Source organism: Streptomyces sp. NBC_00249 (assembly GCF_026342355.1).
GTDB lineage: Bacteria > Actinomycetota > Actinomycetes > Streptomycetales > Streptomycetaceae > Streptomyces.
In genome coordinates this window covers 74290-98886 of record NZ_JAPEMV010000008.1, presented here as the reverse complement: position 1 = coordinate 98886, position 24597 = coordinate 74290, and the positions used below count along the sequence as shown (strand labels likewise).

Here is a 24597-nt window from a genome sequence, read left to right as displayed (position 1 = left end):
GAACTAGACCCGGAAGGGGCCCGTGACCTCGTAGGTGATGCCGCCGGAGGAACTGCCCGTGGTGCCGCGCTGGCTGCTGAAGTAGAGCCGGTTGCCCGCCGGGGAGAAGGCCGGGCCGGTGATCTCCGAGGAGGACTGGCCGGTGATCCGCAGGAAGGGCGCCACCACGTCGTCCGGGGTGATCAGGCAGATCTCCATGTTGCCGCCGTCCTCGGCGACGTACAGGTCCCCGTACGAGGACCCGGTGACGTTGTCCACGCCCGTCAGCGGGGCCGCGCCGCCGGGGACCAGGGAGTCGTCGTAGGCCAGCTCGTAGGTGCTGTTCGCCAGGTTGAGCTGCCAGACGCGGTTGTCGCCCTTGGTGGTGAACCAGACCGTGTCGTTGGCGTAGTGGCAGCCCTCGCCGCCGTTGAACTTCTTGGAGCCGGAGACCTGGGTGCGGGTGGTGGTCGGCGAGCCGTCCGGGTCCGGGACGTTCTGCCAGGTGAAGGAGCCGGAGGTGGCGGTTCCGGCGACCATCACCTGGAGGGTGCCGGAGGAGAGGTTGCCCCAGGTGGTGGGGATGAAGCGGTAGAAGCAGCCGTTCGTCTCGTCCTCGGTCAGGTAGATCACCTGGCGCACCGGGTCGGCGGCGGCCGCCTCGTGCTTGAACTTGCCCATCGCGGGGCGCTGTACGGCCGGGTTCACGCCGTACGGGTCGGTCTCGTAGACGAAGCCGAGGCTGACCTCCTCGCAGGACAGCCAGGTGTTCCAGGGGGTCTTGCCGCCCGCACAGTTCTGCCGGGTGTTCGAGAGGATCCGGTAGGCGCCGGTGATCGTGCCGGAGGAGTTGAACTTCACCGCGCTCGCGCCGCCGGAGGGGTTGATCTCCGAGTTGGACACGTAGATCCAGCCCGTGCCGTCGGCGAAGCACGCGCCGCCGTCGGGGGCGCTGTGCCAGGTGTACGAGGTGCCGCCGACCGTCTGCGAGGAGCGGGCGATCACCCGGCTGCTGAAGCCGGCGGGCAGCATGATGCCGTTCGCGTCCGCCGCGCCGAGGGCCCCGTAGGGTCCGGCGCCGGGCTGGGCGGGGGCCGCGAAGGCGGCCCCGTGGGTGAGGGTGCCGGCGAAGGCGGCGGCCGAGGAGCCGATCACAGCACCGCGCAGGAAGGTACGACGTTCCACGGTCACTCCTGTGGGAGGAGGGCCCCGCGTCCGGTCGGGCGCGGGGTCGCACGCGTCGAGGAACCTAGGGACGCCGGATTGACGTGGCATCAATTCCTCATGACGCGGGAGCGACCGGCGCGGGGTCAATGGCCGCCGCGCACCCCGTCACCTCGGCCCGCCCTGGCCGTCCGGCCCGGGAAGCTGCCGCATCACGTGTCTGACCTGCGGTTTCGTGCTCGGGGAAGAAAAGTCGAAAAAACTTCGCGGGGAGCGATGAGTTTCCCCGGACCCCCCGGTCTACCTCTTGAAAGCGCCCGGCACCGCGCGGCGCCGCACGAGAGAAGAGAGACCGGGATGTCCTCCACCATGATCTTCGTCAACCTGCCCGTCAAGGACCTGGACGCGTCCAAGGCGTTCTGGGGCAAGCTCGGCTACTCCTTCAACGCCCAGTTCACCGACGAGAACTGCGCCTCCATGGTCATCAGCGACACCATCGTCGCCATGCTCCTCACCGAGGCCCGCTACAAGGACTTCACCCACAAGCAGATCGCCGACGCCACCACCACCTCCGAGGTGCTGCTCTGTCTGAGCGCCGAGAGCCGCGCCAAGGTCGACGAGCTGGTCGACGGCGCCCTGGCGGCCGGGGCCACCGAGCCCCGCCCCGCCCAGGACCACGGCGTCATGTACGGCCGGGCCTTCGACGACCTCGACGGCCACACCTGGGAGATCATGTGGATGGACCCGGCCATGGTCCAGGGCTGACCCGCCACAGGGCCCTGCAAGGGCCTCACAGGGCCCCGCGGGGCCGCTACGGGGCCACGGCGGTCCGCATCGCGGAAGTCCGCACCGGGTACGTCCGGACCGCCACCGCCTCGTCGTCCAGGCAGCGCCCCGACTCCAGGTCGAAGCGCTGCTTCAGCAGCGGCGAGGCCACGAAGGGACGGCCCTCCGCGCAGCCCAGCAGCCCGCGCGACAGGACGTGCGCGCCGGTGAAGGGGTCCTGGTTGGCGATGGCGTACGGGCGCCCCGCGCGGTCGACGAAGACGGCCGCCTGGCTCCCGTCGGGCAGCAGGGCCGCCACCCCCCGCCCGGGGACGAGCGAGGACAGCTCGCACACCGTCAGCCACTCCTCGCACACCCGCAGTTCCACGGTCATCGGTCGCCTCCCACGGGCTCCAGGGTCAGGACGGTCAGGTCGGGCTTGACCTGGCCGCGTTCGGGGACGAACCGCACCGTCGGGTCCGGCGCCCCGGGCGCGTTGACGAAGGACACGAACCGGCGCAGCCGCTCCGGGTCCCGCAGCGTCTCGGCCCACTCGTCCCGGTAGTGGGCGACGTGGTCGGCCATCAGCGCCTCCAGCTCGGCGCACAGCCCCAGCGAGTCGTGCACGACCACGTCCCGCAGGTGCTCCAGGCCGCCCTCCAGCCGGTCCAGCCAGGTGGAGGTCCGCTCCAGCCGGTCGGCGGTGCGGATGTAGAACATCAGGAACCGGTCGATCAGACGCACCAGCTCGGCGTCCGACAGGTCCTGGGCGAGGAGGTCCGCGTGGCGCGGGGTGGCCCCGCCGTTGCCGCCGACGTACAGGTTCCAGCCGCTCGCGGTGGCGATGACCCCGAAGTCCTTGCTCTGCGCCTCCGCGCACTCGCGCGCGCACCCGGACACCGCCGACTTCAGCTTGTGCGGGGCGCGCAGACCCCGGTAGCGCAGCTCCAGGTCGATGGCCATGCGGACGCTGTCCTGCACCCCGTAGCGGCACCAGGTCTGCCCGACGCAGGACTTCACCGTCCGCAGGGCCTTCCCGTAGGCGTGCCCCGACTCGAAGCCGGCGTCGACGAGGCGGGCCCAGATCCGGGGGAGCTGGTCGACGCCGGCGCCGAAGAGGTCGATGCGCTGCCCGCCGGTGATCTTCGTGTAGAGGCCGAACTCGCGGGCCACCTCGCCGATCACGATCAGCTTCTCCGGGGTGATCTCCCCGCCGGGGATGCGGGGGACGACCGAGTACGAGCCGTTGCGCTGGAGGTTCGCGAGGAAGTGGTCGTTGGTGTCCTGGAGGGCGGCCTGCTCACCGTCGAGGACGTAGCCGCTCGCGCCCAGGGTGGCGGCGAGGGAGGCGATGACCGAGCCGACGGCCGGCTTGCACACCTCGCAGCCGTCGCCGCCGCGGGCCGCGGGGCGGCCGTGGCCGTCGAGGATCTCCCGGTAGGAGGTCAGGCGGCGGGTGCGGACGATCTCGTAGAGCTCGGCGCGGGTGTACGGGAAGCAGCCGCACAGCCCCTTGTCGGTGGCGGCGGGCAGCAGCTGGCCGATCACCTTCAGGCAGCTCCCGCAGCCGGTGCCGGCCTTGGTGCACTTCTTGACCTCGGGCAGGGTCGCGCAGGCCGTGATGGCCTTCTTGGTGACGTTGTGGCAGGAGCAGATCACCGCGCTGTCCGGCAGGGCGGAGGGGCCGAGCTGTGTGGCCGGGCCGAGGCCCGCGGGCAGCACCAACTGTTCGGGGGCGACGGGCGGGACACTGCCGGTGAGGGGGCGCAGCAGCCCGTACGCGTCCGCGTCGCCGACCAGGACCCCGCCGAGGAGGACCCCGTCGGGGGAGACGACGAGCTTCTTGTAGACCCCGGAGCGGGAGTCCGACCAGACGACGTCGAGGCAGCCCTCGGCCGTCCCGTGGGCGTCGCCGAAGGAGGCCACGTCCACGCCGAGCAGCTTCAGCTTCGTGGACAGGTCGGCGCCGGTGAACTCCTTGTCGCGGCCCAGGAGGTCCTCGGCGGCCGTCTCGGCCATCTCGTAGCCGGGCGCGACCAGGCCGTAGACCCGGCCGTCGCAGGCCATCGCGCACTCGCCGATCGCGTAGACGCGCGGGTCGGAGGTGCGGCAGCGGGAGTCGACGGCGATCCCGCCGCGCTCGCCGACCTCCAGGCCGCTGTCGCGGGCGAGCTGGTCGCGGGGGCGCACCCCGGCGGAGAAGACGACCAGGTCGGTGGCGACGTCGGTGCCGTCGGACAGCCGCATCCCGCTGACGGAGCCGTCCTCGCCGGTCAGCACCTCCTGCGTGCCGACGCCCGTGTGCACGGTCAGGCCCATCGACTCGATGGTGCGCAGCAGGGCCGCGCCGCCGCCCTCGTCGACCTGGACGGGCATCAGGCGCGGCGCGAACTCCACGACGCGGGTGGCCAGCCCGAGGCCCTTCAGCGCGCCGGCCGCCTCCAGGCCGAGGAGGCCGCCGCCGACGACGGCGCCGCTGCCGCGGGTCTTCGCGTACTCCTCGATCGCGAGGAGGTCCTCGATCGTGCGGTACACGAAGCAGCCGGGCGCGTCCTTGCCGGGGACGGGCGGTACGAAGGGGTAGCTTCCGGTCGCCAGGACCAGCACGTCGTACGGGAACACCCGCCCGGAGCGGGAGGTCACGGTGCGGGCGGTGCGGTCGACGCTCTCGGCGGGGTCGCCGAGGTGCAGCTCGATGCCGTGCTCCGCCATGAACCCGTCCGGGACCAGGGAGAGGTCCTCGGCGGTGCTCCCGGAGAAGTACGAGGTCAGGTGTACGCGGTCGTAGGCCGGCCGGGGCTCCTCGCAGAGCACGGTGACGCGGTGCGTGGCGGTGGCCCCGCGCTCGGCGAGCGCCTCCAGGTAGCGCTGGCCGACCATGCCGTGGCCGATCAGCACGATCGCGGGCAGGGGCTCGGTCATGTCAGTGGCCTCCGTCGTCGGTGAGCAGGTGGAACGGGTCGTGCAGGGGTTCGTCGCCCTCCCAGGTGCGGGCGAGGGCGCCCACGGTGGACAGCTCGCCGAGCAGCACCCCGCCGACGAGGCGGTCGCCGCGCAGGACGACCTGCCGGTAGGTGCGGCGGGTGGCGTCGGCGAGGCGGACCACGTCGTCGCCGGGGAGGGGGACCGGCTCGCCGAAGGAGGCGAGGTCGAAGGGGCGGTCGCCGGCGGCGGCGAGGGTGAGGCGGGTGAGGGCGCGGGTGCCGGTGTAGCCCGCCGGGGAGCCGGTGAGGGCGTCGGCGAGGGCGTCGGCCTGCTCCAGGGCGGGGCCCGCCAGGCCGTACACCCGGCCGGCGTGCTCGGCGCAGTCGCCGACGGCGTGGATCCGGGGGTCGCTGGTGCGCAGCCGGTCGTCGACCACCACGCCCTTGCGGACCTCCAGCCCGGCGGCCTGGGCGAGCCCGGTGCGGGGGCGGACCCCGCAGGCGAGGACGACGAGGTCGGCGTCGAGGCGGTAGCCGTCGGCGAGTTCGACCCCGGTGACCCGGCGGGGAGCGGCGCCGGCGGTGGTCAGGCCGCGGACCCGGCAGCGGGTGTGGATCTCCACGCCGAGGGTGGTGAGGTGGGCGTGCAGCAGCGCCGAGGCGTCCGCGTCCAGCTGGCGTTCCATCAGGCGCTCGGCCTGCTGGGCGAGGACCACCTGCGCACCCCGTGCGGCCAGCGCGCGGGCGGCGGAGACCCCGAGCAGCCCGCCGCCGATCACCACCGCGCGCACGCCGGGGCGGGACGCGGCGGCCAGGGCGAGGCAGTCGTCCATCGTGCGGAACGCGTGGACCCCGTCGGGGAGTTCCCGCCCCTCGGGCGTGAACAGGCCCCGCAGCGGGGGCAGGACCGGGTTCGAGCCGGTGGCCAGCACCAGGGTCCCGTAGCGCTCCACGCTCCCGTCGTCGCAGTGCACCTCGCGCTCGGCGCGGTCCACGCGGACCGCCCGCACCCCCCGCCGCAGCACCGGACCGGGGTCCGGCAGCGCGGTCACCTCGGGGGCGTACCGGCCCGCCAGGACCTCCGCGAGCAGGACCCGGTTGTAGGGGGCGTGCGTCTCCTCCCCGAGCACGGTCACCGTCCGGTCCGTGCCGCGGGCGCCCAGCCGCGCGGCGAACCGCAGGCCGGCCAGGCCGCCGCCGATCACCACCACACGCTGTTCCGAGGTCATGGCACGAGCGTGCGCGCCCGCTGTTTCCCCTCGGGATCGCCGCTGTTACCCGGACGGAACGCCGACCTCAGCGCCCGGATTAAGGGTCCGTGAGGCCTTGCTCAAGGCCGCCTTAAGGATCACCGGCAGGCCCTTCGGGGCCCTTCCAGGCCCTCCCGGGCCGCTTAGCGTGAGCGCCATGCGAGATGCGGCGGGACGGGTCAAGGGCGGGATGCTGGTCGGGGCGGGGCTGGTCACCCTGCTGTGGGCGGCCCAGGTGCGCCCCTCCGCCCGCCTCGACGCGCTCTTCGCCACGGCCGCCCACCTGACCGGGCTGCTCGCCGGGTACGGGGTGCTCGTCCTGCTCTTCCTGATGGCCCGGGTGCCCGCCGTGGAGCACGGCATCGGCGCCGACCGGCTCGCCCGCTGGCACGCGCTGGGGGGCCGGCACGTGCTCCTCCTCTGCTTCGGGCACGGGCTCCTCGCCCTGCTCGGATACGCCGTGCACGAGGGCGTCGACGTGGTCTCCGCCGTCCGGGGGCTGCTCGGCTACCCCGCGCTCGGCGCCGCCGCGGCCGGGACCGTCCTCCTGGCCGCGGTCGGCGTGACCTCCGCCCGGGCCGTACGCCGCCGCGTCCCGCACGAAACCTGGCGCGGGGTGCACCTGTTCGTCTACCTGGCCGCCGCCCTGGCCTTCGCGCACCAGCTCGCCGGGCCCGATCTGGCGGTGGCCGCCTGGTTCTGGGCCCTCGCCCACGCCCTCGTCGCCGTCCTGCTGGTCTGGTACCGGGCAGTGGTCCCCGTACGGCAGGCCCTGCGGCACGGGCTGCGGGTCGCCGAGGTGCGGGCGGAGGGGCCCGGGGTGGTGTCCGTCGTCATCCACGGGCAGCACCTCGCGGAGCTGCGCGCGGAACCGGGGCAGTTCCTGCGCTGGCGGTTCCTCCAGCGGCGGCTCTGGTACACCGCCCTGCCGTTCTCGCTGTCCGCGCCGGCGCAGGACGGGCGGCTGCGGATCACCGTCAAGGCGCTCGGCGGGCACTCCCGCCGGATCCGCCGGCTGCGGCCGGGCACGCGGGTGCTGGCCACCGGGCCGTTCGGGGCGCTCACCGCCGCCCGGCGGACCCGGCCCAAGGTGCTGCTGATCGCGGGCGGGGTCGGGATCACCCCGATGCGGGCCCTGTTCGAGACCCTGCCCGGCGGGCCCGGGGACATCACCCTGCTGTACCGGGCCGGGGCCGAGGAGCACCTCGTACTGCGCGCCGAGCTGGAGGCCATCGCTGCCGGGCGGCAGGCCGGGCTGCACTACCTGCTCGGGCCTTCCGACGCCGCCTACGACCCGCTGGCCCCGCGGGCGCTGGCCGCGCTGGTGCCGGACCTCGTGGAGCACGACGTGTACCTGTGCGGGCCGCCCGGGATGGCGGAGGCGACCCGGGGCGCGCTGCTGCGGGCCGGGGTGCCGGCCGGGCGGGTGCACTCCGAGTGCTTCAGCTTCTGAGGGGGGCCCGCCGGGGCGTCGTCCCTGTCGTCCCCTTCATCCCCTTCGTCCCCGTCCGCCGTGTTCTCCGAGAGGTGCTCCAGCCCGTGCGTCACCCCCTGCACATCGTCGTGCCCGTGCCCGTGCCCGGTCCTGTTCCGGCCCCCGTCCCCGCTGCGGCGGGCGGTGCCGCCCGGCACCGCAGGCCGCGCCGGGAGCCCGTCCGGCGGGCCGGGGCGGCCGCGCTGTCGCGCGTACCGCCCGGGCGGCGGCTGGCGGCGGGGCTGGGGCTGGCCGGCGTGCTGGCCGCGACCGCGCTGACGGCGCTGGTGGAACCGGCCGCTCCGGTGGCCCCGGACCGGGCTCCGGCCCGGCAAAGCTCAACCTTTGCGCAAGTTTCCGGGTATTGATGGGTCCTGCATGCATCCGGTCCATAAGGTCGGGCCGTGCCTGACATATCAACGACCATGATCATCGTGCTGTGCGTGGCCGCCGCGGCGGCCGGCTGGATCGACGCGGTGGTGGGCGGCGGCGGCCTCCTGCTGCTGCCCGCCCTGCTGCTCGGCCTGCCCAACGCCCACCCCGCCGCCGTGCTCGGGACGAACAAGGCGGTGGCGATCGTCGGTACCACCGGGGCGGCGATCACCTACGTGCGCAAGGCCCCGGTGGACGTGAAGCTCGCCGTCCGGATCGGCCTGGCCGCACTCGCCGGCTCGATGGGCGGCGCCGCGCTCGCCGGCGGCATCAGCAAGGACGCGCTGCGACCCCTCATCATGGGCGTCCTGGTCGTGGTCGCCGCCGTGGTGATCTTCAAGCCGGGATTCGGCACCGCCCCCTCCACCTCGCCCGTCTCCCGGCAGCGGGTGCTGCTCACCATCGCCCTCGCCGGCCTGGGCATCGGCTTCTACGACGGTCTCATCGGCCCCGGCACCGGCACGTTCCTGGTGCTGGCGCTCACCGCCCTGCTCCACCTCGACCTGGTCACCGCCTCCGCCACCGCCAAGATCGTGAACGTGTGCACGAATGCCGGGGCGCTCGCGATGTTCGCCTACCAGGGGATGGTGCTGTGGCAGCTGGCCGCGCTCATGGCCGTGTTCAACCTGGCCGGCGGCATGATCGGCGCCCGCATGGCGCTCAAGAAGGGCAGTGGCTTCGTCCGCGGGGTGCTGCTGACGGTGGTCGGCGCGCTCGTGGTGAAGCTGGGCTTCGAACAGTGGGGCTGAGGCCTTCCGGGGCCGGTTAGTGCTGTGACCGGCACTGGACCGGCACTAGAACGTCCCCGTGAGGTGGGCGAAGACCACCACGTTGCCCTGGTAGCCCGTGCGCGGGGAGAAGCCGCCGCCGCAGGTGATCACCCGGAGCTCGGCGCGGGGCGAAGGCCCGTACACGCGCGCGTCCGGGAAGGCCCCCGCGTCGTGGACCTCGACGGCGTGGACCGTGAAGACGGCCGTGCGTCCGTCCGTACGCGCCACCTCGATCGCCGCCCCGCGCCGCAGCGCGCCCAGGTGGTAGAAGACCGCCGGGCCGCTGGCGTCGTCGACGTGGCCCGCGACGACGGCGGTGCCCGTCGCCCCCGGGGCGGTCCCGCCGCGGTACCAGCCCGCGAGGTCGCGCCGGGCGGGCGGGGGCACTTCGAGACTGCCGTCGCGGTTGAGACCGAGCCCCGTCAGCGGGGCGTCCACCCGGATCGACGGGATCCGGATCCGGGTGGGCGGGGAACCGGGGAGCGGGCCGATGCTGCCCGGGTACAGGGCCTGCCCGCTCAGCGCCTCGGACGGTGAGGGCAGCGGGGGCCGGACGATCTCGCCGGAGCCGCTGCTGACGAGCCACACCCCGACGCAGGCGGCGAGGGCCACCAGCCCGCCGCGCCCGGAGCCGGGCCGTCTCCTGCGGATCCTGCCGGGCGGCGCGGGCCAGGCGGGACCCGGAAGGGACGACCTGGCCATGTCAGCCCCCTCGTCGTGCCGTTCGCGGAAGTGGCCGTCGCCCGGCCCCGCGAACGGGGGGGACCTCGCGGGGCGGGCGACGGGGGACGGTACCGGTCGGACCGCGGCCGGAGCCGCGGTGGGCGCCCGTCAGCTCGGCGTGCCGCTCGCCCGGCGACGCACGAGCCAGGTACCGCCGGCGGCGGCCGCGGCCAGGAGGGCCACACCCGCCGCGATCTTGGCGGGGTCGGTGGTGGTGGTCGTCCCACCACCCACCCCGGTCCGAACGGGCCCCTGCGGGGCGCGTTCGGTGACGACGTGGCCGCCGACGGCGGCCGCCTCACCGATGACGACCAGGTCGCCGGTGGCGAACTTGCCGTTCGCGCAGGTCGCGCCGATGTCGTAGGTACCGGGGCGCAGGTGCCGGGACACCTGGAACTGCCCCGCGACCGCCTCCTTGCGGCTGCCCGGGACCAACTCGAAGCGGCCGCCGCCCACCGTGGTGGCATCGCCCTCGGCGCGGCTGCCCGGCCCGCAGGCCGTGGTGTCCACGGTGACGGTGGCGCCCGGGGCGACGGACTTCGGCCGGATCTCCAGCGGGGCGAAGTCCCCGGCCGCGAAACCGGCCGCCATGCCGAGGTCCGCGGCGGCGACCGCCCCGGCGACCGGGCCGGCGAAGGCGGCGGCGGTCAGCGCGGTGGCGGTGAGCACGTGGGCGGTGCTGCGGCGCATGGGAACTCCTGGGGACACGGGGTCGTGTCTTGAGGTAAACCGCCGCGTCGGGCGCCCGCCTGCTGACCCTACGTCAGATCGAGCCCGCGCCGCCCGTAGAAGTATCGTTTCCGCACGTCAGGGTGGTGCGTGGCCATCCGGGTACCCCCACCCCGTCCGGGTGACGCCGGCCCAGCGCGGACCTGGCCGGACCGTGCCCGTGACCGTGGCCGGACCGTGCTCGGGACGCCGGCTGGACCGTGCTCGGGCCCTGGCCGAACCGTGCTCGTGACCCCGCTCGGACCAGGCCCCGGACCGGCTCGGCCCTGTCCCGCCCCGACCCGGCCCGGACCGTGGCCGGACCCCGCTCAGGTCCCGCATCCCGGCGGCGCCGCCTGCGGGAGCGTCACCGTGGCCGCCGCCCCCGAGGGCGCGGGGTTCGCCAGCACCACCTCGGCGCCGATCACCTGCGCCTGCCCGAAGGCGATGGTCAGGCCCAGCCCCGTGCCCTGGCCCCGCTCCGCCGCCCCCGTCATGAACCGCTGCGGCCCTTCCCGCAGCAGGGTCCGGGGGAAACCCGGACCGTGGTCCCGTACCGTCACCGAGGCCCCGGACACCGTCACCGACACCCGCCCACCCCCGTGCCGTCGGGCGTTGACCAGCAGGTTCGTCAGGATCCGCTCCAGGCGCCGGACATCCGTACGCACCCACGCCCCGCTCTCGGGCCCCGCCGCGCCCGTCAGCTCCGCCGCCACCCCCGAGCGTCGCGTGATCGACTCGACCAGCGGGCCCAGCCGGTGCGCCTCCAGCCGCGCCTCCTCCCGGTTCGCGTCCAGCCTGGCCACCTCGAGGAGGTCCTCCGTCAGCGTCCGCAGCGCCGCGACCCTGTCCCGCACCAGCTCCGTCGGCCGCCCGTCCGGCAGCAGCTCGGCCGCCGTGTGCAGCCCCGTCAGCGGGGTCCGCAGCTCGTGCGCCACGTCCGCCGTGAACCGCTGCTCCGCCTCCAGCCTCCGCTGGAGACTGGCCGCCATCGTGTCGACCGCCGAGGACAGTGCGGCCACCTCGTCGCGGGTTCCGGGCACCCCCGACGGCCCGATCCGCGCGTCGAGGTCGCCCGCGCTGATCCGCCGCGCGGTCTCGGCGGCCGTCCGCAGGTCCTTGCTCAGCCGGCTGGCCAGCAGCGCCCCGCCGACCGCCGCCAGCGCCACCACCCCCGCGCCGAACGCGATCAGCTGGCCGTCCAGCTCCGCCAGTTCCGCCTGCTCGGCGGCCAGCGAATGCCGCACGGTCAGCACGTGGTCGCCGCCCACCGGCCGCGCCGCCCACACCGCCGGATGCGGCCCCGACAGGTCGAGGTAGGTGGTGCGCCGCCCGGCCAGGGCCGCCGCGCGCAGGGCCGCCGGCACGGCCGGGCAGTCGATCCGGGCATCGGCCTCCCCGACCTTGTCGAAGTCGAGCTGGCCGGTGAGCTCGTAGACCTGCCGTACGCGGACCAGCTGCTCGGTGGCGCTCTTGCGGGCCGCGTCGGAGACCTGGCGCACCCGCGCCTCGTGGATCAGGACCCCGATGGTGACCGCGACCAGCGAGCAGCCGACGGCCAGCAGGACGGCGATCTTCCAGCGCAGCCCGAGGGCCCGCAGCAGGTGGCGGCAGCGGGCCGGCAGCATCCTCGACGCCCTCACCGCCCCGTCCGCACGTCCGCCGCGGAGGCCTGCCCGGACGGCTCGGGGGCGGGGCTCGGGAGGGCCTTGTTCCAGCGCCGCTCGTCGCTGACCACCGTCATCCGCTCGCCGTCCCAGCGGAACCGGACGGCCTGCTCCGAGCCGTCGTCGGCGGCGGTGCGCACCAGCAGGTCCGCGCCGAGCGACTCGACGGCCATCCGCCGCCCGAGGGTGAACAGCACCGGGACGATCCGCTCGCCGTCGGCCCGGTACACGCTGAGCGCGGTCCGGCCCGTCTCGGTGTCGGCGGCGACGACCAGTTCCTTCTTCCCGTCACCGGTGACGTCCAGGTAGGCGGCCGGCCGGACCCCGGCCCCGCCCGGCGCGTGGATCCGGCCCTTGCCGAGGAACTGCCTCATCCGCCGGTCGGCCCGTACGACGTCCAGCGCGTCCACCGCCGTCAGCCCGCCGGGGCCCACCGCGGGCCCGTCCCGCAGCGGCGCCGGGGACGGCTGCCGGGTGCCGGTCGCCGCGCCGGGCGCCTTCGGGGACTCCTCGGACCAGGCGGGCCAGAGCGCCTGGGGCCGCGGCTGCGCGGACACCGGCGGCGCGGCATCGCCCGGGGCGAGCCCGCCGGGTGCGGCGCAGCCGCCCAGGGCCAGAGCGGTGGCGCAGAGCAGCAGTGCGGCCGTGGAGCGGCGGGGTGATCGCGTCATGGGGTGGGCGGCACCGTGGGGGTCGGGAACGGCGGTGCGTACCGTGGTGGTGCGCAGGGAGGAAGGGCCGCGCGGGCCCGCCCTGCGACGTTCCAGTAGAAGTCGAGGGAGGGCCCCGTGACATCGGCCGATCGGCCAGGATCCGCCGCGCTGCCGTTCTTCGTGTACGGGACGCTGCGGCCCGGCGAGGTCAACCACGACCTGTTCCTGCGGGGCCGTACCGCGGCCGAGGAACCCGCCCGGCTGCCGGACGCCGCCCTGTACGACGGGCCCGGCTACCCGTACGCCGTCGACCGCCCCGGCTCCGTCATAGCCGGGGAGCTGATCACCCCCGCACCGGACGCGTACGGGGAACTGCTCGTCGCGCTGGACCTGCTGGAGGAGTACCGGGGCCCGGGCCGGCCGGGCAACGTCTACGACCGGGTCGCGCGCGAGACCGTCCGCCTCGACGGCAGCCGCGTCCGCGCGTGGGTCTACCTGGCGGCCGCACCGCTGGCCCACCGCCTCGCCCGCTCGGGCACCGAGATCCCGGGCGGCGACTGGCTGCGCCGCTAGGCGGTGTGCGTCAGAGCCCTTCGGCGCCGCGGTTGCGCAGGCGCCGGCCGTACTGCTGGAGGACCCACAGCTCTTCCTGGACCGCCGCGTGCTGCTCCGGCGGGGCCTGCGGGCTCAGGCGGGTCATGGTGCCCTGGATCTCGAGGACCCGGCGGTCGACGGCACGCAGGCGGACCTGGACCAGCTGGACCCCGGCGTAGATCTCGTCGACCGTCTTGGCGTGGATGGCCTCCACCGCCAGCTCCGTGACCATCGCGCGGACGGTGTCGTTCGGGGCGGCGTCGCGGACCCGGGCCACGTAGTCGTCGCCGGCCTGCGAGGCGCCGCCCGCGTCCAGGATGGCCTGGCGGACCGCGGCGTAGGGCGGGGCGGTGAACTCGTCCATCCCGTACGCGTCGAAGGCGGGGGAGACCAGCGCGGGCCGCTGGAGCGCCAGCTTGAGCAGCTCCCGCTCGGTGCGGTGGGCGGGGCTGCGCAGGTTCAGGGCGGGTCCGCCGCCGACGGGCGACGGCGTGGCGGCGGGGGGTGCCTCCTGGGGGCGGCCCCGGCCCTGCTGCTGCGGCTGGCTGCCGCGCTCCCGGGCCCACCGCGCCAGTTGCGCGACCCGCTTGACGACGAACGGCTCGTCGAGGATGCCCAGCATCCCCGCCAGCTGGACCGCCGACTCGTGCTGGATCGAGAGGTCCTTGATGCTCGCGACGACCGGCGCGGCCTCGGCCAGTGCGGCGGCGCGGCCCGCCGGGTTCTCCAGGTTGTGCCGGGAGACGATGTGCCGCAGCGCGAACTCGAACAGCGGGGTGCGGGACTCCACCAGCCCCGAGACGGCCGCGTCGCCCTGGGCGAGCCGCAGGTCACAGGGGTCCATCCCGCCCGGGGCGATGGTGATGGAGGTCTCCGCGGCGAACTTCTGGTCGTCCTCGAAGGCCCGCAGCGCCGCCTTCTGCCCTGCGGCGTCCCCGTCGAAGGTGAAGATCACCTCGGCGGTGGCGTTGTCCATGAGCAGCCGGCGCAGGATCTTGATGTGGTCCCCGCCGAAGGCCGTGCCACAGGTGGCGATGGCGGTGGTGACCCCGGCCATGTGGCAGGCCATGACGTCCGTGTAGCCCTCGACGACGACCGCCCGGGAGGTCTTCGCGATCTCCTTCTTGGCCAGGTCGATGCCGTACAGGACCTGGGACTTCTTGTAGATCGCGGTCTCGGGGGTGTTCAGGTACTTGGGGCCGTTGTCGTCGTCGCGCAGCTTGCGCGCGCCGAAGCCGACGACCTCGCCGCTGATGTCGCGGATCGGCCACATCAGCCGGCCGCGGAAGCGGTCGATGGGCTTGCCGCTGCGGCTGTCCTGGGAGAGACCGGAGGTGATCAGTTCCTTGTCGCTGAAGCCCTTGCCGCGCAGGAAGCGGGTCAGGTGGTCCCAGCCGGCCGGGCTGTAGCCCACGCTGAAGTGCGTGGCCGCGGCCTGGTCGAAGCCGCGTTCCGCCAGGAACTTGCGGCCGATCTCCGCCTCGGGGCTGCCGAGCTGGTCGACGTAGAACTGGGCGGCGGCCTTGTGCGCCTCGACCAGGCGGATCCGCTCGCCGCGGCCGCTGGTGCCGGCGGTGTAGCCGCCCTCCTCGTACCGCAGGGTGATGCCGGCCTGGCCGGCCAGCCGCTCGACCGCCTCCGAGAAGGAGAGGTGGTCGATCTTCATGATGAAGTCGAGGGTGTCCCCGCCCGCCTGGCAGCCGAAGCAGTGGTAGAAGCCCTTGCTGGGACTGACCTGGAAGGACGGGGACTTCTCGTCGTGGAAGGGGCAGAGGCCCTTGAGGTTGCCGCCGCCGGCGTTGCGCAGCTGGAGGTACTCCGAGACCACGGCGTCGATCGGGACCGCGTCCCGTACCGCCTTCACGTCGTCGTCGTTGATCCGTCCTGCCACGCGTGAAGTCTACGGCCGGGCGCCGACAAACCCGTCAGGCCCCCTCCGCCGGTACCAGCACCGAGAGCGGAACAGACGGGTCCGCCAGTTTTTCGCGGTCCACCGGCGTCTTCGACCTGATCAGGGCCTGGATGTGCTCGGTGACGTCCCACACGTTCACGTTCATCCCGGCCAGCACGCGGCCGTCCGACAGCCAGAAGGCGATGAACTCGCGCTTGCCCACGTCCCCGCGGATCAGCACCTGGTCGTAGCCGCCGGCGGGGGCGTACCCCGAGTACTCCAGACCCACGTCGTACTGGTCGGAGAAGAAGTACGGCACCCGGTCGTAGCTGACCTCCTGCCCCAGCATCGCCCGCGCGGCGGCCGGGCCGCCGTTGAGGGCGTTGGCCCAGTGCTCCACCCGGAGCCGGGTCCCGAGCAGCGGGTGGTGCGCGGCCGCCACGTCACCGGCGGCGAAGACGTCCGGGTCCGAGGTGCGCAGCGAGGCGTCGACGGCGATCCCGCCGCCGTGCTCCCGGTCGACCAGTGCCAGCCCGGAGGCCTCGGCCAGCGCGGTCCGCGGCGCGGCGCCGACCGCCGCGAGCACCGCGTGCGCCGGGTGCTCCTCCCCGTCGTCCGTACGGGCCGCCAGCACCATGCCGTCGTGGCCGACGATCTCGGTCAGCCGCGCCCCGAAGTGGAAGCGCACCCCGTGCTCGGTGTGCAGGTCGGCGAAGAGCCGGCCGATCTCCGGGCCGAGCACCGCGTGCAGCGGGGTGGCCAACGGCTCGACGACGGTGACCTCGGCGCCGTAGCCGCGCGCCGCCGCCGCGACCTCCAGGCCGATCCAGCCCGCGCCCGCGATCAGCAGGTGGCCGTTGTCCCGGCCGAGGGAGACCAGTGCCTTGCGCAGCAGCTCGGCGTGCGCGAGCCGGCGCAGGTGGTGCACCCCGGCCAGGCCGGTGCCGGGGATGTCCAGGCGCCGCGGCTCGGACCCGGTGGCCAGCAGCAGCCGGTCGTAGTGGAGCAGGGCGCCGTCGCCCAGGCGCACCGTCTTGGCCGCCCGGTCCAGGTGGACCGCCGGCTGGCCCAGGTGCAGCTCGATGTCGGCGCTCGCGTACCAGGAGGGTTCGTGCACGAAGACGCTGTCCCGCTCGTCCTTGCCCACGAGGAAGCCCTTGGACAGCGGGGGGCGTTCGTACGGATGGTCGCGCTCGTCGCCGATCAGGATCACCCGGCCCGTGAACCCCTCGGACCGCAGCGTCTCCGCCGCCTTGGCCCCGGCCAGTCCCGCGCCGACGATGATGAACGTCTGGTGTGCGTCGACCACCTGATGCCTCCTCATAACCTCTGCGTCACATGCGACCACATGCGAGCGTCCCGCACCCAGCCTGCCGCGTGAAGGGGGAATGGCCCGATCGGCTCACCCTTCGGCGCGTCGCCCGCGTCTGGTGAGGCGGGCGTGAAGGGAGCGCGCGGCCGCGTCGGTGAGGGCCGCGATCTGGTCGATGACCGCACGTTTCCTGGCCCTGTCGTCGGGCGCCGCGTCGAAGATCGCCCGGTACTGCGGGTCCAGGCCCTCCGGCGCGCGGGCGCTGAGCGCCTCGGCCAGTTCGGCCAGGACGATGCGCTGGTCGGCGCGCAGCCGCTCCTGCTCGTCGCGCTGCATCACGTACAGGTCGGCGACGGCCTTCAGGACGGCGCACTCGTTGCGCGCGGCGCGGGGGACCACCAGCTCGGCGCCGTACCGGGTGAGGCGGCCGGAGCCGTACGCCTCCCGGGTGGCGCCCTCGGCGGCCAGGCAGAAACGGCCGATCAGCTGGCTGGTGGCGTCCTTCAGGCGGGCCTGGGCCACCGCCGAGCCGTCGTAGCCGTGCGGCCACCAGTCCTCTTCCATCAGCCGGTCCAGCGCCTCGCGCAGTTCCTCGGGATCGGTGTCGGCGGGCACGTACCGGCCGATCGCGACCCGCCAGATGGTGGCGCGCTCGGGCTCGGCGAAGAGCAGGTTGGGGTCGAGGTGCCCGGCGTGCAGGCCGTCCTCGAAGTCGTGCACCGAGTACGCGACGTCGTCCGCCCAGTCCATGACCTGGGCCTCGAAGCACTTGCGGTCGGCGGGGGCGCCGCGCCGCAGCCACTCGAAGACCGGCAGGTCGTCGTCGTAGGCGCCGAACTTCACCGAGCCGGGGTCGGTGGGGTGGTTCCCGCGCGCCCACGGGTACTTGGTGGCGGCGTCCAGGCTGGCGCGGGTGAGGTTGAGGCCGACGCTGACGAGGGCGCCGCTCGCCGGATCGGTGACGAAGCGCTTGGGCTCCAGGCGGGTCAGCAGGCGCAGCGACTGGGCGTTGCCCTCGAAGCCGCCGCAGTCCTTGGCGAACTCGTTGAGCGCCTCCTCGCCGTTGTGGCCGAAGGGCGGATGGCCCATGTCGTGGGAGAGGCAGGCCGCCTCGACGAGGTCCGGGTCGCAGCCGAGGGCCGCGCCGAGTTCCCGGCCGACCTGCGCGCACTCCAGGGAGTGGGTCAGCCGGGTGCGGGGGCTCGCGTCCCAGTCGTAGGAGCGGGTGCCCGGGGTGACCACCTGCGTCTTGCCCGCGAGGCGGCGCAGCGCGCCGGAGTGCAGCACGCGGGCGCGGTCGCGCTGGAAGGCGGTGCGGCCCGGCCGTTTGTCGGGCTCGGCGGCCCACCGCTCGGTGGCGGAGGGGTCGTAGGAGTCGTAGGCGGGGGCGTGCGCGGTGCCTTCCATGCTCAGACGTTAACCGCAGGTACCGACAATCCCAGCAATCCGCACCTACGCCGTCCTTACGCGGTGGCGAGTTCGAGCGGCTGGGCCCGTCCGGTCCGCAGGGCCTCGTCGTAGCGGTGGAGGACGAGGCGGGCCAGCGCCGGGTGGGCGCCGAGGGGGGCGGCGGCCGGGCCCGGCGAGGCGGCGGCGCTCGCGGAGGCGAAGCGGCCCGGCGCGGCGAAGTACGAGGCCACCGCGATCCGGTGGTGGCCGCGGGCCGAGAGCGCCCGGACGGCGTCCGCCGTGGTGGGCGCGGCCGCCGAGGCGTACCCCGGGACCACCGCCACCCCGCCGAGGCGTTCGGAGAGCAGGGCGGCGGTGTGGTGGGTGTCGGCGGCGGAGTCGGGGTCGCGGGAACCGGCGGCGGCCAGGACCACCGCGGTGCCCGGGGTCCAGCCGGCCTCCAGGAGCCGTTCGAACAGGGCCTCGACGAGCAGCGGGTGCGGGCCGAGCGGGGCGGCGATCCGGGTGCGCAGGCCGGCGGCCCGGGCAGCGGCGGCGGGCAGGTCCCGTTTGACGTGGGTGCCCCGCCCGAGCAGCAGGGGCACGAGCACCGCCTCCGGGTCCCGTGCCCGCGTGGACAGTTCGTGCAGGGTGTCGCCGAGCAGGGGCGCGTTCAGCTCGACGTGTCCGAGGCGGACGTCGAGGCGCGGGCGGAGCTCGCGGACCCGTTCGAGCAGGGCGAGGACGGTGTGGAGGGCGCGCGGGTCGCGGCTGCCGTGGGCCACGGCGACGAGGGTGGGCTGCATGGGTGGGCTCCGTGATGCCGGGCGCGTGGCGGGCGCAGGCCGCTGAGCTGGGTGCCGAGCTGGTCGGTGATCCGGGTCAGCAGCTCGGCCGCGCTGCCGAAGGGAAGGGACAAGCTGTCGGGAGGGTGCACCGGCTCCGTCATGAACCGATCCTGCTTGGCCCAGGTTGCGTGGGCGTTGCGGCCGGGTGACGGGTCTTTTCCTCCTGCTCACTCGGTCATTCGTACGAGTGAAAGGCGGGGCGGGCGGAACTGGGGGGCCGCGGTGGTTCGTCAATCCGTGCGAAAGGCATGTGCGACGAGGGGGATCAGGTCATGGACAGGACCGAGCGGGCGGGGGTGCCGGCGCAGGCCCGGGCAGGGCGGCTGCGGGCGGGGCGGCAGGGGGCGGGGCTGTTGGCTACGGTGCGGGCGCGCCGGCGGGCCGTGCAGGTGGTGATGGGGCTGTGCGTCCTGGCGTTGCTGCCCTCGACGTGGACGCACGCGGCGGCCGCCGACCGGCTGCGGACCACGGCCGCGGCGCCCGACGCCGGGGTGGCGGTGGTCTTCGGCGCGGGGCTGTGGAACGGTCGGCCGACCCCGTACCTGGCGAACCGGCTCGACGCGGCCGTGGAGCTGTACCGCGCGGGCAAGGTGAAGGTGGTGCTGGTCACCGGGGACAACAGCCGCAGCGAGTACGACGAGCCGGGCGCGATGCGGACGTACCTGAGGGGGCACGGCATACCCGAGGACCGGATCGTCAGCGACTACGCCGGCTTCGACACCTGGGACTCCTGCGTGCGGGTCCGGGAGATCTTCGGGGTGCGCCGCGCGGTACTGATCAGCCAGGGGTTCCACATCCACCGGGCCGTGGCCCTGTGCCGGTCCGCGGGCGTCGACGCGTACGGGGTCGGGGTCGACGACGCGCACGACGCCACCTGGTACTACGGCGGAGCCCGCGAGGTCTTAGCGGCGGGCAAGGCCGCTCTGGACGCGGTCTTCGAGCCGGAGCCGCGCTTCCTCGGGCCGAAGGAGGAGGGGGTGTCGCGGGCGCTGGGTGCTCTGGCAGACTGACGCGCGGCGTCGGCGTATGCCGATTAGTCATATACCGAAGAGTCTGCGTCAGGGGTGTGGAGCCGTGGCTGTTGTGGATCTGAGCGGCAAGGTCGTCGTCATCACCGGTGGAGCCCGCGGCCTGGGCGCGGCGGCCGCGCAGGCGGTCGTCGACGGCGGAGGCAAGGTCGTCGTCACCGACGTGCTGGAGGCGGAGGGCGCCGAGACCGCCGCCAAGCTCGGCGACGCCGCCCGGTTCGTGCGGCACGACGTCACCAGCGAGGCCGACTGGGAGGCCGCCCTCGCCTGCGCGGTGGCCGAGTTCGGCCGGATCGACGGCCTCGTCAACAACGCCGGGATCTCCACGGGCCAGTTCCTGGAGCACGAGAGCGTCGAGCACTTCCGCCGGGTCGTGGAGATCAACCTGGTCGGCGTGTTCATCGGCATCAAGGCCGCGATCCCGCTGATGCGGGCGAACGGCGGCGGCTCCGTCGTCAACATCTCCTCCGCCGCCGGCCTGACCGGCCTCGCCCTCACCGCCGGGTACGGCGCCTCCAAGTGGGGCGTGCGCGGCCTGTCGAAGATCGGCGCGGTCGAGCTCGCCGAGGCGGGGATCCGGGTCAACTCCGTCCACCCGGGCATGACGCTGACCCCGATGACCGCCCCGATCGGCATCCAGGCGGGCGAGGGCAACTACCCCGGAGCCCCGCTGGGCCGCGTCGGAGTCCCCGAGGAGATAGCCGCCGCTGTCGCCTTCCTCCTCTCGGACGCCGCGAGCTACATGACGGGCGCCGAACTGGCCGTGGACGGGGGCTGGACGGCGGGCCTGACGGTGAAGTACCTGACCGGCCGTTGACGGAGCCCGCCGGGCGCTGACGCGGATGGTGGCCGGGCGGACGGGGCCTCACCGGCCGGGGGCGGGGGCGCTGAGGGGGAGCATGCGCGGACGTAACGCGGTCGGGCGGCCCGTGTAACACCCCGGGAGCAGGCTGGCCCGTATGAGCAACCGGGACGACGCCGCCACCGCCACGCACTGCCCGTACTGCGCGCTGCAGTGCGGAATGAACCTGCGCCGCACCCCGGACGGCGCCGGCGTCACCGTCGAGGAGCGGGCCGACTTCCCCGTCAACCTGGGCGCGCTCTGCGGAAAGGGCCGCACCGCCCCCGCCGTGCTCTCCTCCCGGGTGCGCCTGACCGGGCCGCTCGTCCGCACCCACGCCGGCGGGCCCCTCGTACCGGCCACCTGGGAGGAGGCCCTCGACGCCGTCGCCGAGGGCCTCGCCCGCACGGGCCGCGCCCACGGGCCGGACGCCGTCGGAGTGTTCGGCGGCGGCGGGCTGACCAACGAGAAGGCGTACGCGCTCGGCAAGTTCGCCCGCGTCGCCCTGCGGACCTCCCAGATCGACTACAACGGCCGCTTCTGCATGTCCTCGGCCGCAGCCGCCCACCAGCGGGCCTTCGGCCTCGACCGCGGCCTGCCCTTCCCGCTGGAGGACATCCCGCGCACCGGCTGCGTGATCCTCGTCGGTTCCAACCCGGCCGAGACCATGCCGCCCTTCCTGCGCTACCTCACCGAGCTCAAGGCGAACGGCGGCACCCTGATCGTCGTCGACCCCCGCCGCACCCGCACCGCCGAGCAGGCCGACCTCCACCTCGCCCCCCGCCCCGGCACCGACCTCGCCCTGGCCCTCGGCCTGCTGCACCTGGTGGTCGCCGAGGGCCGCACCGACGAGGAGTTCATCGCCGCCCGCACCACCGGCTGGGCGCAGGCCCGCGCCGCCGCGATGGCCCACTGGCCCGAGCTGGTGGAGCGGATCACGGGCGTCCCCGTGCCCAGGCTCCGCGAGGCGGCGCGGATGTTCTGCGCGCCCGAGTCCGCCATGGTCCTCACCGCACGCGGCCCCGAACAGCAGTCGAAGGGCACCGACACCGTCGGCGCCTGGATCAACCTCTGCCTCGCCACCGGCCGGGCCGGCCGCCCGCTGTCCGGCTACGGCTGCCTCACCGGCCAGGGCAACGGCCAGGGCGGCCGCGAACACGGCCAGAAGGCCGACCAGCTCCCCGGCTACCGCAAGCTCACCGACCCGGCCGCCCGCGCCCACGTGGCCGGGGTCTGGGGCATCGACCCGCAGAGCCTGCCCGGCCCCGGCCGCAGCGCCTACGAACTCCTCGACGCCCTCGGCACCGACGTCCGGGCCCTGCTCCTGATGGGCTCCAACCCCGTCGTCTCCGCGCCCCGCGCCGCCCACGTCGAGGAACGCATCCGCTCCCTGGACTTCCTGGCCGTCGCCGACGTCGTCCTCTCCGAGACCGCCGCCCTCGCCGACGTGGTCCTGCCCGTCACCCAGTGGGCGGAGGAGACCGGCACCACCACCAACCTGGAGGGCCGCGTCCTGCTTCGCCGGCGCGCCCTCACCCCGCCGTCCGGCGTCCGCAGCGACCTGGAGGTGCTGCACGGCCTCGCCGCCCGCCTCGGCGTGGAGAAGGGCTTCCCCACCGACCCCGAGGAGGTCTTCGAGGAGCTCCGCCGCGCCTCCGAGGGCGGCCCCGCCGACTACTCCGGCATCTCCTACGCCCGCATCGAAGCCGAACAGGGCGTCTTCTGGCCCTGCCCCCCGGACTCCCCGGGCACGCCCCGGCTCTTCCTGGACCGCTTCGCCACCGACGACGGCCGGGCCCGCTTCGTCCCCGTCTCCCACCGCGAGGCCGCCGAGAGCCCCGACGCCGAGTACCCGCTGCTGCTCACCACCGGCCGGGTCGTCGCCCAGTACCAGTCCGGCGCCCAGACCCGCCGGGTCGCCGAGCTCAACGCCGCCGCCCCCGGCCCCTTCGTGGAGCTCCACCCGCGCCTCGCCGCCCGCCTCGGGGTGGCCGACGGGGCCCCGCTGGCCGTCACCTCCCGCCGGGGCCGCGCGGTGGCACCGGCCCGGATCACCGACACCATCCGCGTGGACACCGTCTTCATGCCGTTCCACTGGGCGGGGGAGGGCCGCGCCAACACCCTCACCAACCCCGCCCTGGACCCCGTCTCCCGGATGCCGGAGTTCAAGGTGTGCGCGGTCCGCGTGGAGCCCGCGTAACGGGTCCCCCAAACCCCCGGGACCCTCTCCTGGACGGGACGGCCTAACCGGCGGACGGCCCCTCCTCGGTCCAGCCCTCGGTCCAGCCCTCGATCCATCCGTCGTCCACCGAGACGTCGCTGTCGTACAGCACGAACTCCCGCTCCTCCGAGACGATCTCGTACCCCGACTCCACCAGCTCCGCGATCAGCGTGTCGCAGGCGGCCGTCGCCCGCGAGGCCGTCCCCCGGCAGCGCTGCGTGACGAAGCGTTCGTGGCGGCCCCCCGAACCCGGCTGGACGCGCCGGGCGTTCCACGACAGGTGCGCCCGGTGCGGGACCACCAGGGCCTCCAGGGCGCCCTGGTCGTACGCGGGCGGCAGCGACAGCTTCAGGTGGTGCTGGTAGTAGCCGCCGCCCGGACCCGGCGCCTCCGTGGTCCACGGGACCGTCTCGACCCTGACCCGGACCGGGTCGAACCCCGCCGCCCGCAGCTGCGGCACCAGCCGCTCGTGCCCCGTGCGGTCCGGCAGGGTCAGCATCGTCTGCGAGACCGTCCGGCCCCGCGCCAGCAGGATGTGGGTGACCTTCAACTCCCTTGCTCCGGCCCAGGATTCCAGCCGTGCCAGCTCCTCCGCGTCCGGGCAGCGGACCGTCACATGGGTTTCGTAGGTTCCGTGCGAAGACATGACGTCGATCATCTCGGACATGCGTCCGATCCGCATCGGGGTTCCCGCCGGGGGGTAACCATCCGGTCACGCACCGGACTCAGAAAGTGCTCGCACACCCCTCGTGGCGGCGATGTGTCGTACCCCACACTGAGGTGCGGTGCCCCCGTCCTCGGAGCCCTGGAGGTCGCCCCCGTGCAGACCCAGACCCTGACCGTGAACGTGAGCCGCCCCGCCGACGACGGGCCCGCCGCCGTCGCAATCCCCGAGGTCGAAGCGGTGGTCGAGGCCGTGGACGAAGCCGCAGACGAGCCGGCGGTCGAGGCCGGGCCCGAAGAGCCCGAGGTCCTCGAACTGATCGAGAAGGTCCCCGCGCCCCGCGCCCGCGCCCGGGACACGACCGGCGGAGCAGGCCCCTCCGCCGATCTGTTCCGCCAGTACCTGCGCGAGATAGGCAGGATCCCGCTGCTCACCGCCGCCGAGGAGGTCGACCTCGCGCGCCGCGTGGAAGCGGGACTCTTCGCCGAGGAGAAGCTCGCCGGCGCCACCGACCTCGACTCCCGCCTCGCCCTCGACCTCGACAAGCTCGTCGTCATGGGCCGGATGGCCAAGCGGCGGCTCATCGAGTCGAACCTGCGGCTCGTCGTCTCCGTCGCGAAGCGCTACGTGGGCCGCGGCCTCACCATGCTCGACCTGGTCCAGGAGGGGAACCTCGGACTCATCCGGGCCGTCGAGAAGTTCGACTACGCCCGCGGCTACAAGTTCTCCACGTACGCCACCTGGTGGATCCGCCAGGCGATGTCACGGGCGCTGGCCGACCAGGCCCGCACCATCCGCGTCCCCGTCCACGTCGTCGAACTGATCAACCGCGTCGTGCGCGTCCAGCGCCGCATGCTCCAGGAACGCGGCTACGAGCCCACCGCCGAAGAGGTCGCCGTCCACCTGGAACTGACCCCCGAGCGGGTGCTGGAGGTGCTCCGCCTCGCGCAGGAGCCGGTCTCCCTGCACGCACCGGTCGGCGAGGAGGACGACGTGGCCCTCGGCGACCTCATCGAGGACGGCGACGCCGCCTCACCCGTCGAGTCCGCCGCGTTCTTCCTGCTCCGCGAGCACCTCGAAGCCGTCCTCTCCACCCTCGGGGAGCGCGAGCGCAAGGTCGTCCAGCTGCGCTACGGCCTCGCCGACGGGCGGCCCCGCACCCTGGAGGAGATCGGCCGGATCTTCGGCGTGACCCGCGAGCGGATCCGCCAGATCGAGTCCAAGACCCTCAACAAGCTGCGCGACCACGCCTTCGCCGACCAGCTGCGCGGCTACCTGGACTGAGACCGCGGCGGCGAGG

General features: G+C 74.3%; 22 protein-coding genes. 9 read left to right on the top strand and 13 right to left on the bottom strand.

Annotation, left to right across the window (positions count from 1 at the left end):
• Positions 1-3 precede the first annotated feature (3 nt).
• Positions 4-1164: an alkaline phosphatase PhoX gene (locus tag OOK31_RS30150; protein ID WP_267090548.1), complete on the bottom strand. Its 1161-nt coding sequence runs from the start codon at positions 1162-1164 to the stop codon at positions 4-6.
• Between the two features lie 336 nt (positions 1165-1500).
• On the opposite strand from OOK31_RS30150, the gene OOK31_RS30145 reads away from it, so the two are divergent.
• Entirely contained in the window at positions 1501-1908 is a 408-nt protein-coding gene (locus OOK31_RS30145) for a VOC family protein (protein WP_267090547.1), read from the top strand.
• Between the two features lie 46 nt (positions 1909-1954).
• Here the strand turns inward: OOK31_RS30145 and nirD are convergent, their stop codons facing one another.
• The 3 genes from nirD to OOK31_RS30130 are packed head-to-tail and all read right to left on the bottom strand — an operon-like array spanning position 1955 to position 6061.
• Entirely contained in the window at positions 1955-2302 is a 348-nt protein-coding gene (gene nirD, locus OOK31_RS30140; RefSeq protein WP_267090546.1) for a nitrite reductase small subunit NirD, read from the bottom strand.
• Positions 2299-4830, bottom strand: a complete 2532-nt coding sequence (nirB, locus tag OOK31_RS30135; protein WP_267090545.1) for a nitrite reductase large subunit NirB — start codon at positions 4828-4830, stop codon at positions 2299-2301. The genes nirD and nirB overlap by 4 nt, the downstream gene beginning before the upstream one ends.
• Before the next feature lies 1 nt (position 4831).
• Positions 4832-6061 (bottom strand): NAD(P)/FAD-dependent oxidoreductase, encoded by a 1230-nt coding sequence (locus OOK31_RS30130; protein ID WP_267090544.1) that lies wholly within the window; start codon positions 6059-6061, stop codon positions 4832-4834.
• Between the two features lie 178 nt (positions 6062-6239).
• On the opposite strand from OOK31_RS30130, the gene OOK31_RS30125 reads away from it, so the two are divergent.
• From OOK31_RS30125 to OOK31_RS30115, 3 genes are all read left to right on the top strand, one after another.
• Positions 6240-7535, top strand: a complete 1296-nt coding sequence (locus OOK31_RS30125) for a ferredoxin reductase family protein (protein WP_267090543.1) — start codon at positions 6240-6242, stop codon at positions 7533-7535.
• Between the two features lie 86 nt (positions 7536-7621).
• Complete coding sequence (locus tag OOK31_RS30120; protein WP_267090542.1) at positions 7622-7924, top strand: hypothetical protein; 303 nt, start codon at positions 7622-7624, stop codon at positions 7922-7924.
• 36 nt (positions 7925-7960) lie between these two features.
• Positions 7961-8737 carry a TSUP family transporter gene (locus OOK31_RS30115; RefSeq protein ID WP_267090541.1) on the top strand — a complete coding sequence of 259 codons (777 nt, stop codon included), beginning with the start codon at positions 7961-7963 and terminating at the stop codon, positions 8735-8737.
• A 45-nt stretch (positions 8738-8782) separates the two neighbouring features.
• On the opposite strand, the gene OOK31_RS30110 is transcribed toward OOK31_RS30115, so the two are convergent.
• From OOK31_RS30110 to OOK31_RS30095, 4 genes are all read right to left on the bottom strand, one after another.
• Positions 8783-9460, bottom strand: a complete 678-nt coding sequence (locus OOK31_RS30110) for a class F sortase (protein ID WP_267090540.1) — start codon at positions 9458-9460, stop codon at positions 8783-8785.
• 129 nt (positions 9461-9589) lie between these two features.
• Positions 9590-10171 (bottom strand): hypothetical protein, encoded by a 582-nt coding sequence (locus OOK31_RS30105; RefSeq protein ID WP_267090539.1) that lies wholly within the window; start codon positions 10169-10171, stop codon positions 9590-9592.
• Positions 10172-10518: 347 nt separating this feature from the next.
• Positions 10519-11817: a HAMP domain-containing sensor histidine kinase gene (locus OOK31_RS30100; RefSeq protein ID WP_267090538.1), complete on the bottom strand. Its 1299-nt coding sequence runs from the start codon at positions 11815-11817 to the stop codon at positions 10519-10521.
• 11 nt (positions 11818-11828) lie between these two features.
• Positions 11829-12527, bottom strand: coding sequence for a hypothetical protein (locus OOK31_RS30095; RefSeq protein ID WP_267090537.1), 699 nt, complete (start codon positions 12525-12527; stop codon positions 11829-11831).
• Positions 12528-12644: 117 nt separating this feature from the next.
• Between OOK31_RS30095 and OOK31_RS30090 the strand changes: the two genes are divergently transcribed.
• A complete protein-coding gene (locus tag OOK31_RS30090) occupies positions 12645-13082 on the top strand; it encodes a gamma-glutamylcyclotransferase family protein (RefSeq protein WP_267090536.1) in 438 nt (145 codons plus the stop codon).
• 10 nt (positions 13083-13092) lie between these two features.
• Here OOK31_RS30090 and dnaG read toward each other — a convergent pair whose 3' ends face one another.
• The 4 genes from dnaG to OOK31_RS30070 form a co-directional block, all read right to left on the bottom strand.
• A complete protein-coding gene (dnaG, locus tag OOK31_RS30085) occupies positions 13093-14994 on the bottom strand; it encodes a DNA primase (protein ID WP_267090535.1) in 1902 nt (633 codons plus the stop codon).
• Positions 14995-15028: 34 nt separating this feature from the next.
• The gene (locus tag OOK31_RS30080; protein WP_267090534.1) at positions 15029-16303 is read right to left on the bottom strand and encodes an NAD(P)/FAD-dependent oxidoreductase; all 1275 of its coding nucleotides are present in this window, start codon (positions 16301-16303) and stop codon (positions 15029-15031) included.
• Between the two features lie 93 nt (positions 16304-16396).
• Complete coding sequence (locus OOK31_RS30075) at positions 16397-17713, bottom strand: deoxyguanosinetriphosphate triphosphohydrolase (protein ID WP_267090533.1); 1317 nt, start codon at positions 17711-17713, stop codon at positions 16397-16399.
• 56 nt (positions 17714-17769) lie between these two features.
• Positions 17770-18501, bottom strand: a complete 732-nt coding sequence (locus OOK31_RS30070; protein ID WP_267090532.1) for a sirohydrochlorin chelatase — start codon at positions 18499-18501, stop codon at positions 17770-17772.
• A gap of 437 nt (positions 18502-18938) precedes the next feature.
• Here OOK31_RS30070 and OOK31_RS30065 point away from each other — a divergent pair, with 437 nt between their 5' ends.
• The 3 genes from OOK31_RS30065 (at position 18939) to OOK31_RS30055 (ending at position 22612) form a co-directional block, all read left to right on the top strand.
• Complete coding sequence (locus tag OOK31_RS30065; protein ID WP_267090859.1) at positions 18939-19553, top strand: vancomycin high temperature exclusion protein; 615 nt, start codon at positions 18939-18941, stop codon at positions 19551-19553.
• 64 nt (positions 19554-19617) lie between these two features.
• Positions 19618-20388, top strand: coding sequence for a glucose 1-dehydrogenase (locus tag OOK31_RS30060; protein ID WP_267090531.1), 771 nt, complete (start codon positions 19618-19620; stop codon positions 20386-20388).
• 142 nt (positions 20389-20530) lie between these two features.
• Positions 20531-22612, top strand: a complete 2082-nt coding sequence (locus OOK31_RS30055) for a molybdopterin oxidoreductase family protein (protein ID WP_267090530.1) — start codon at positions 20531-20533, stop codon at positions 22610-22612.
• Between the two features lie 43 nt (positions 22613-22655).
• Here OOK31_RS30055 and OOK31_RS30050 read toward each other — a convergent pair whose 3' ends face one another.
• Positions 22656-23279 carry a hypothetical protein gene (locus tag OOK31_RS30050; protein ID WP_267090529.1) on the bottom strand — a complete coding sequence of 208 codons (624 nt, stop codon included), beginning with the start codon at positions 23277-23279 and terminating at the stop codon, positions 22656-22658.
• A 174-nt stretch (positions 23280-23453) separates the two neighbouring features.
• Here OOK31_RS30050 and OOK31_RS30045 point away from each other — a divergent pair, with 174 nt between their 5' ends.
• A complete protein-coding gene (locus OOK31_RS30045) occupies positions 23454-24581 on the top strand; it encodes an RNA polymerase sigma factor (protein WP_267090528.1) in 1128 nt (375 codons plus the stop codon).
• Positions 24582-24597: the final 16 nt, after the last annotated feature.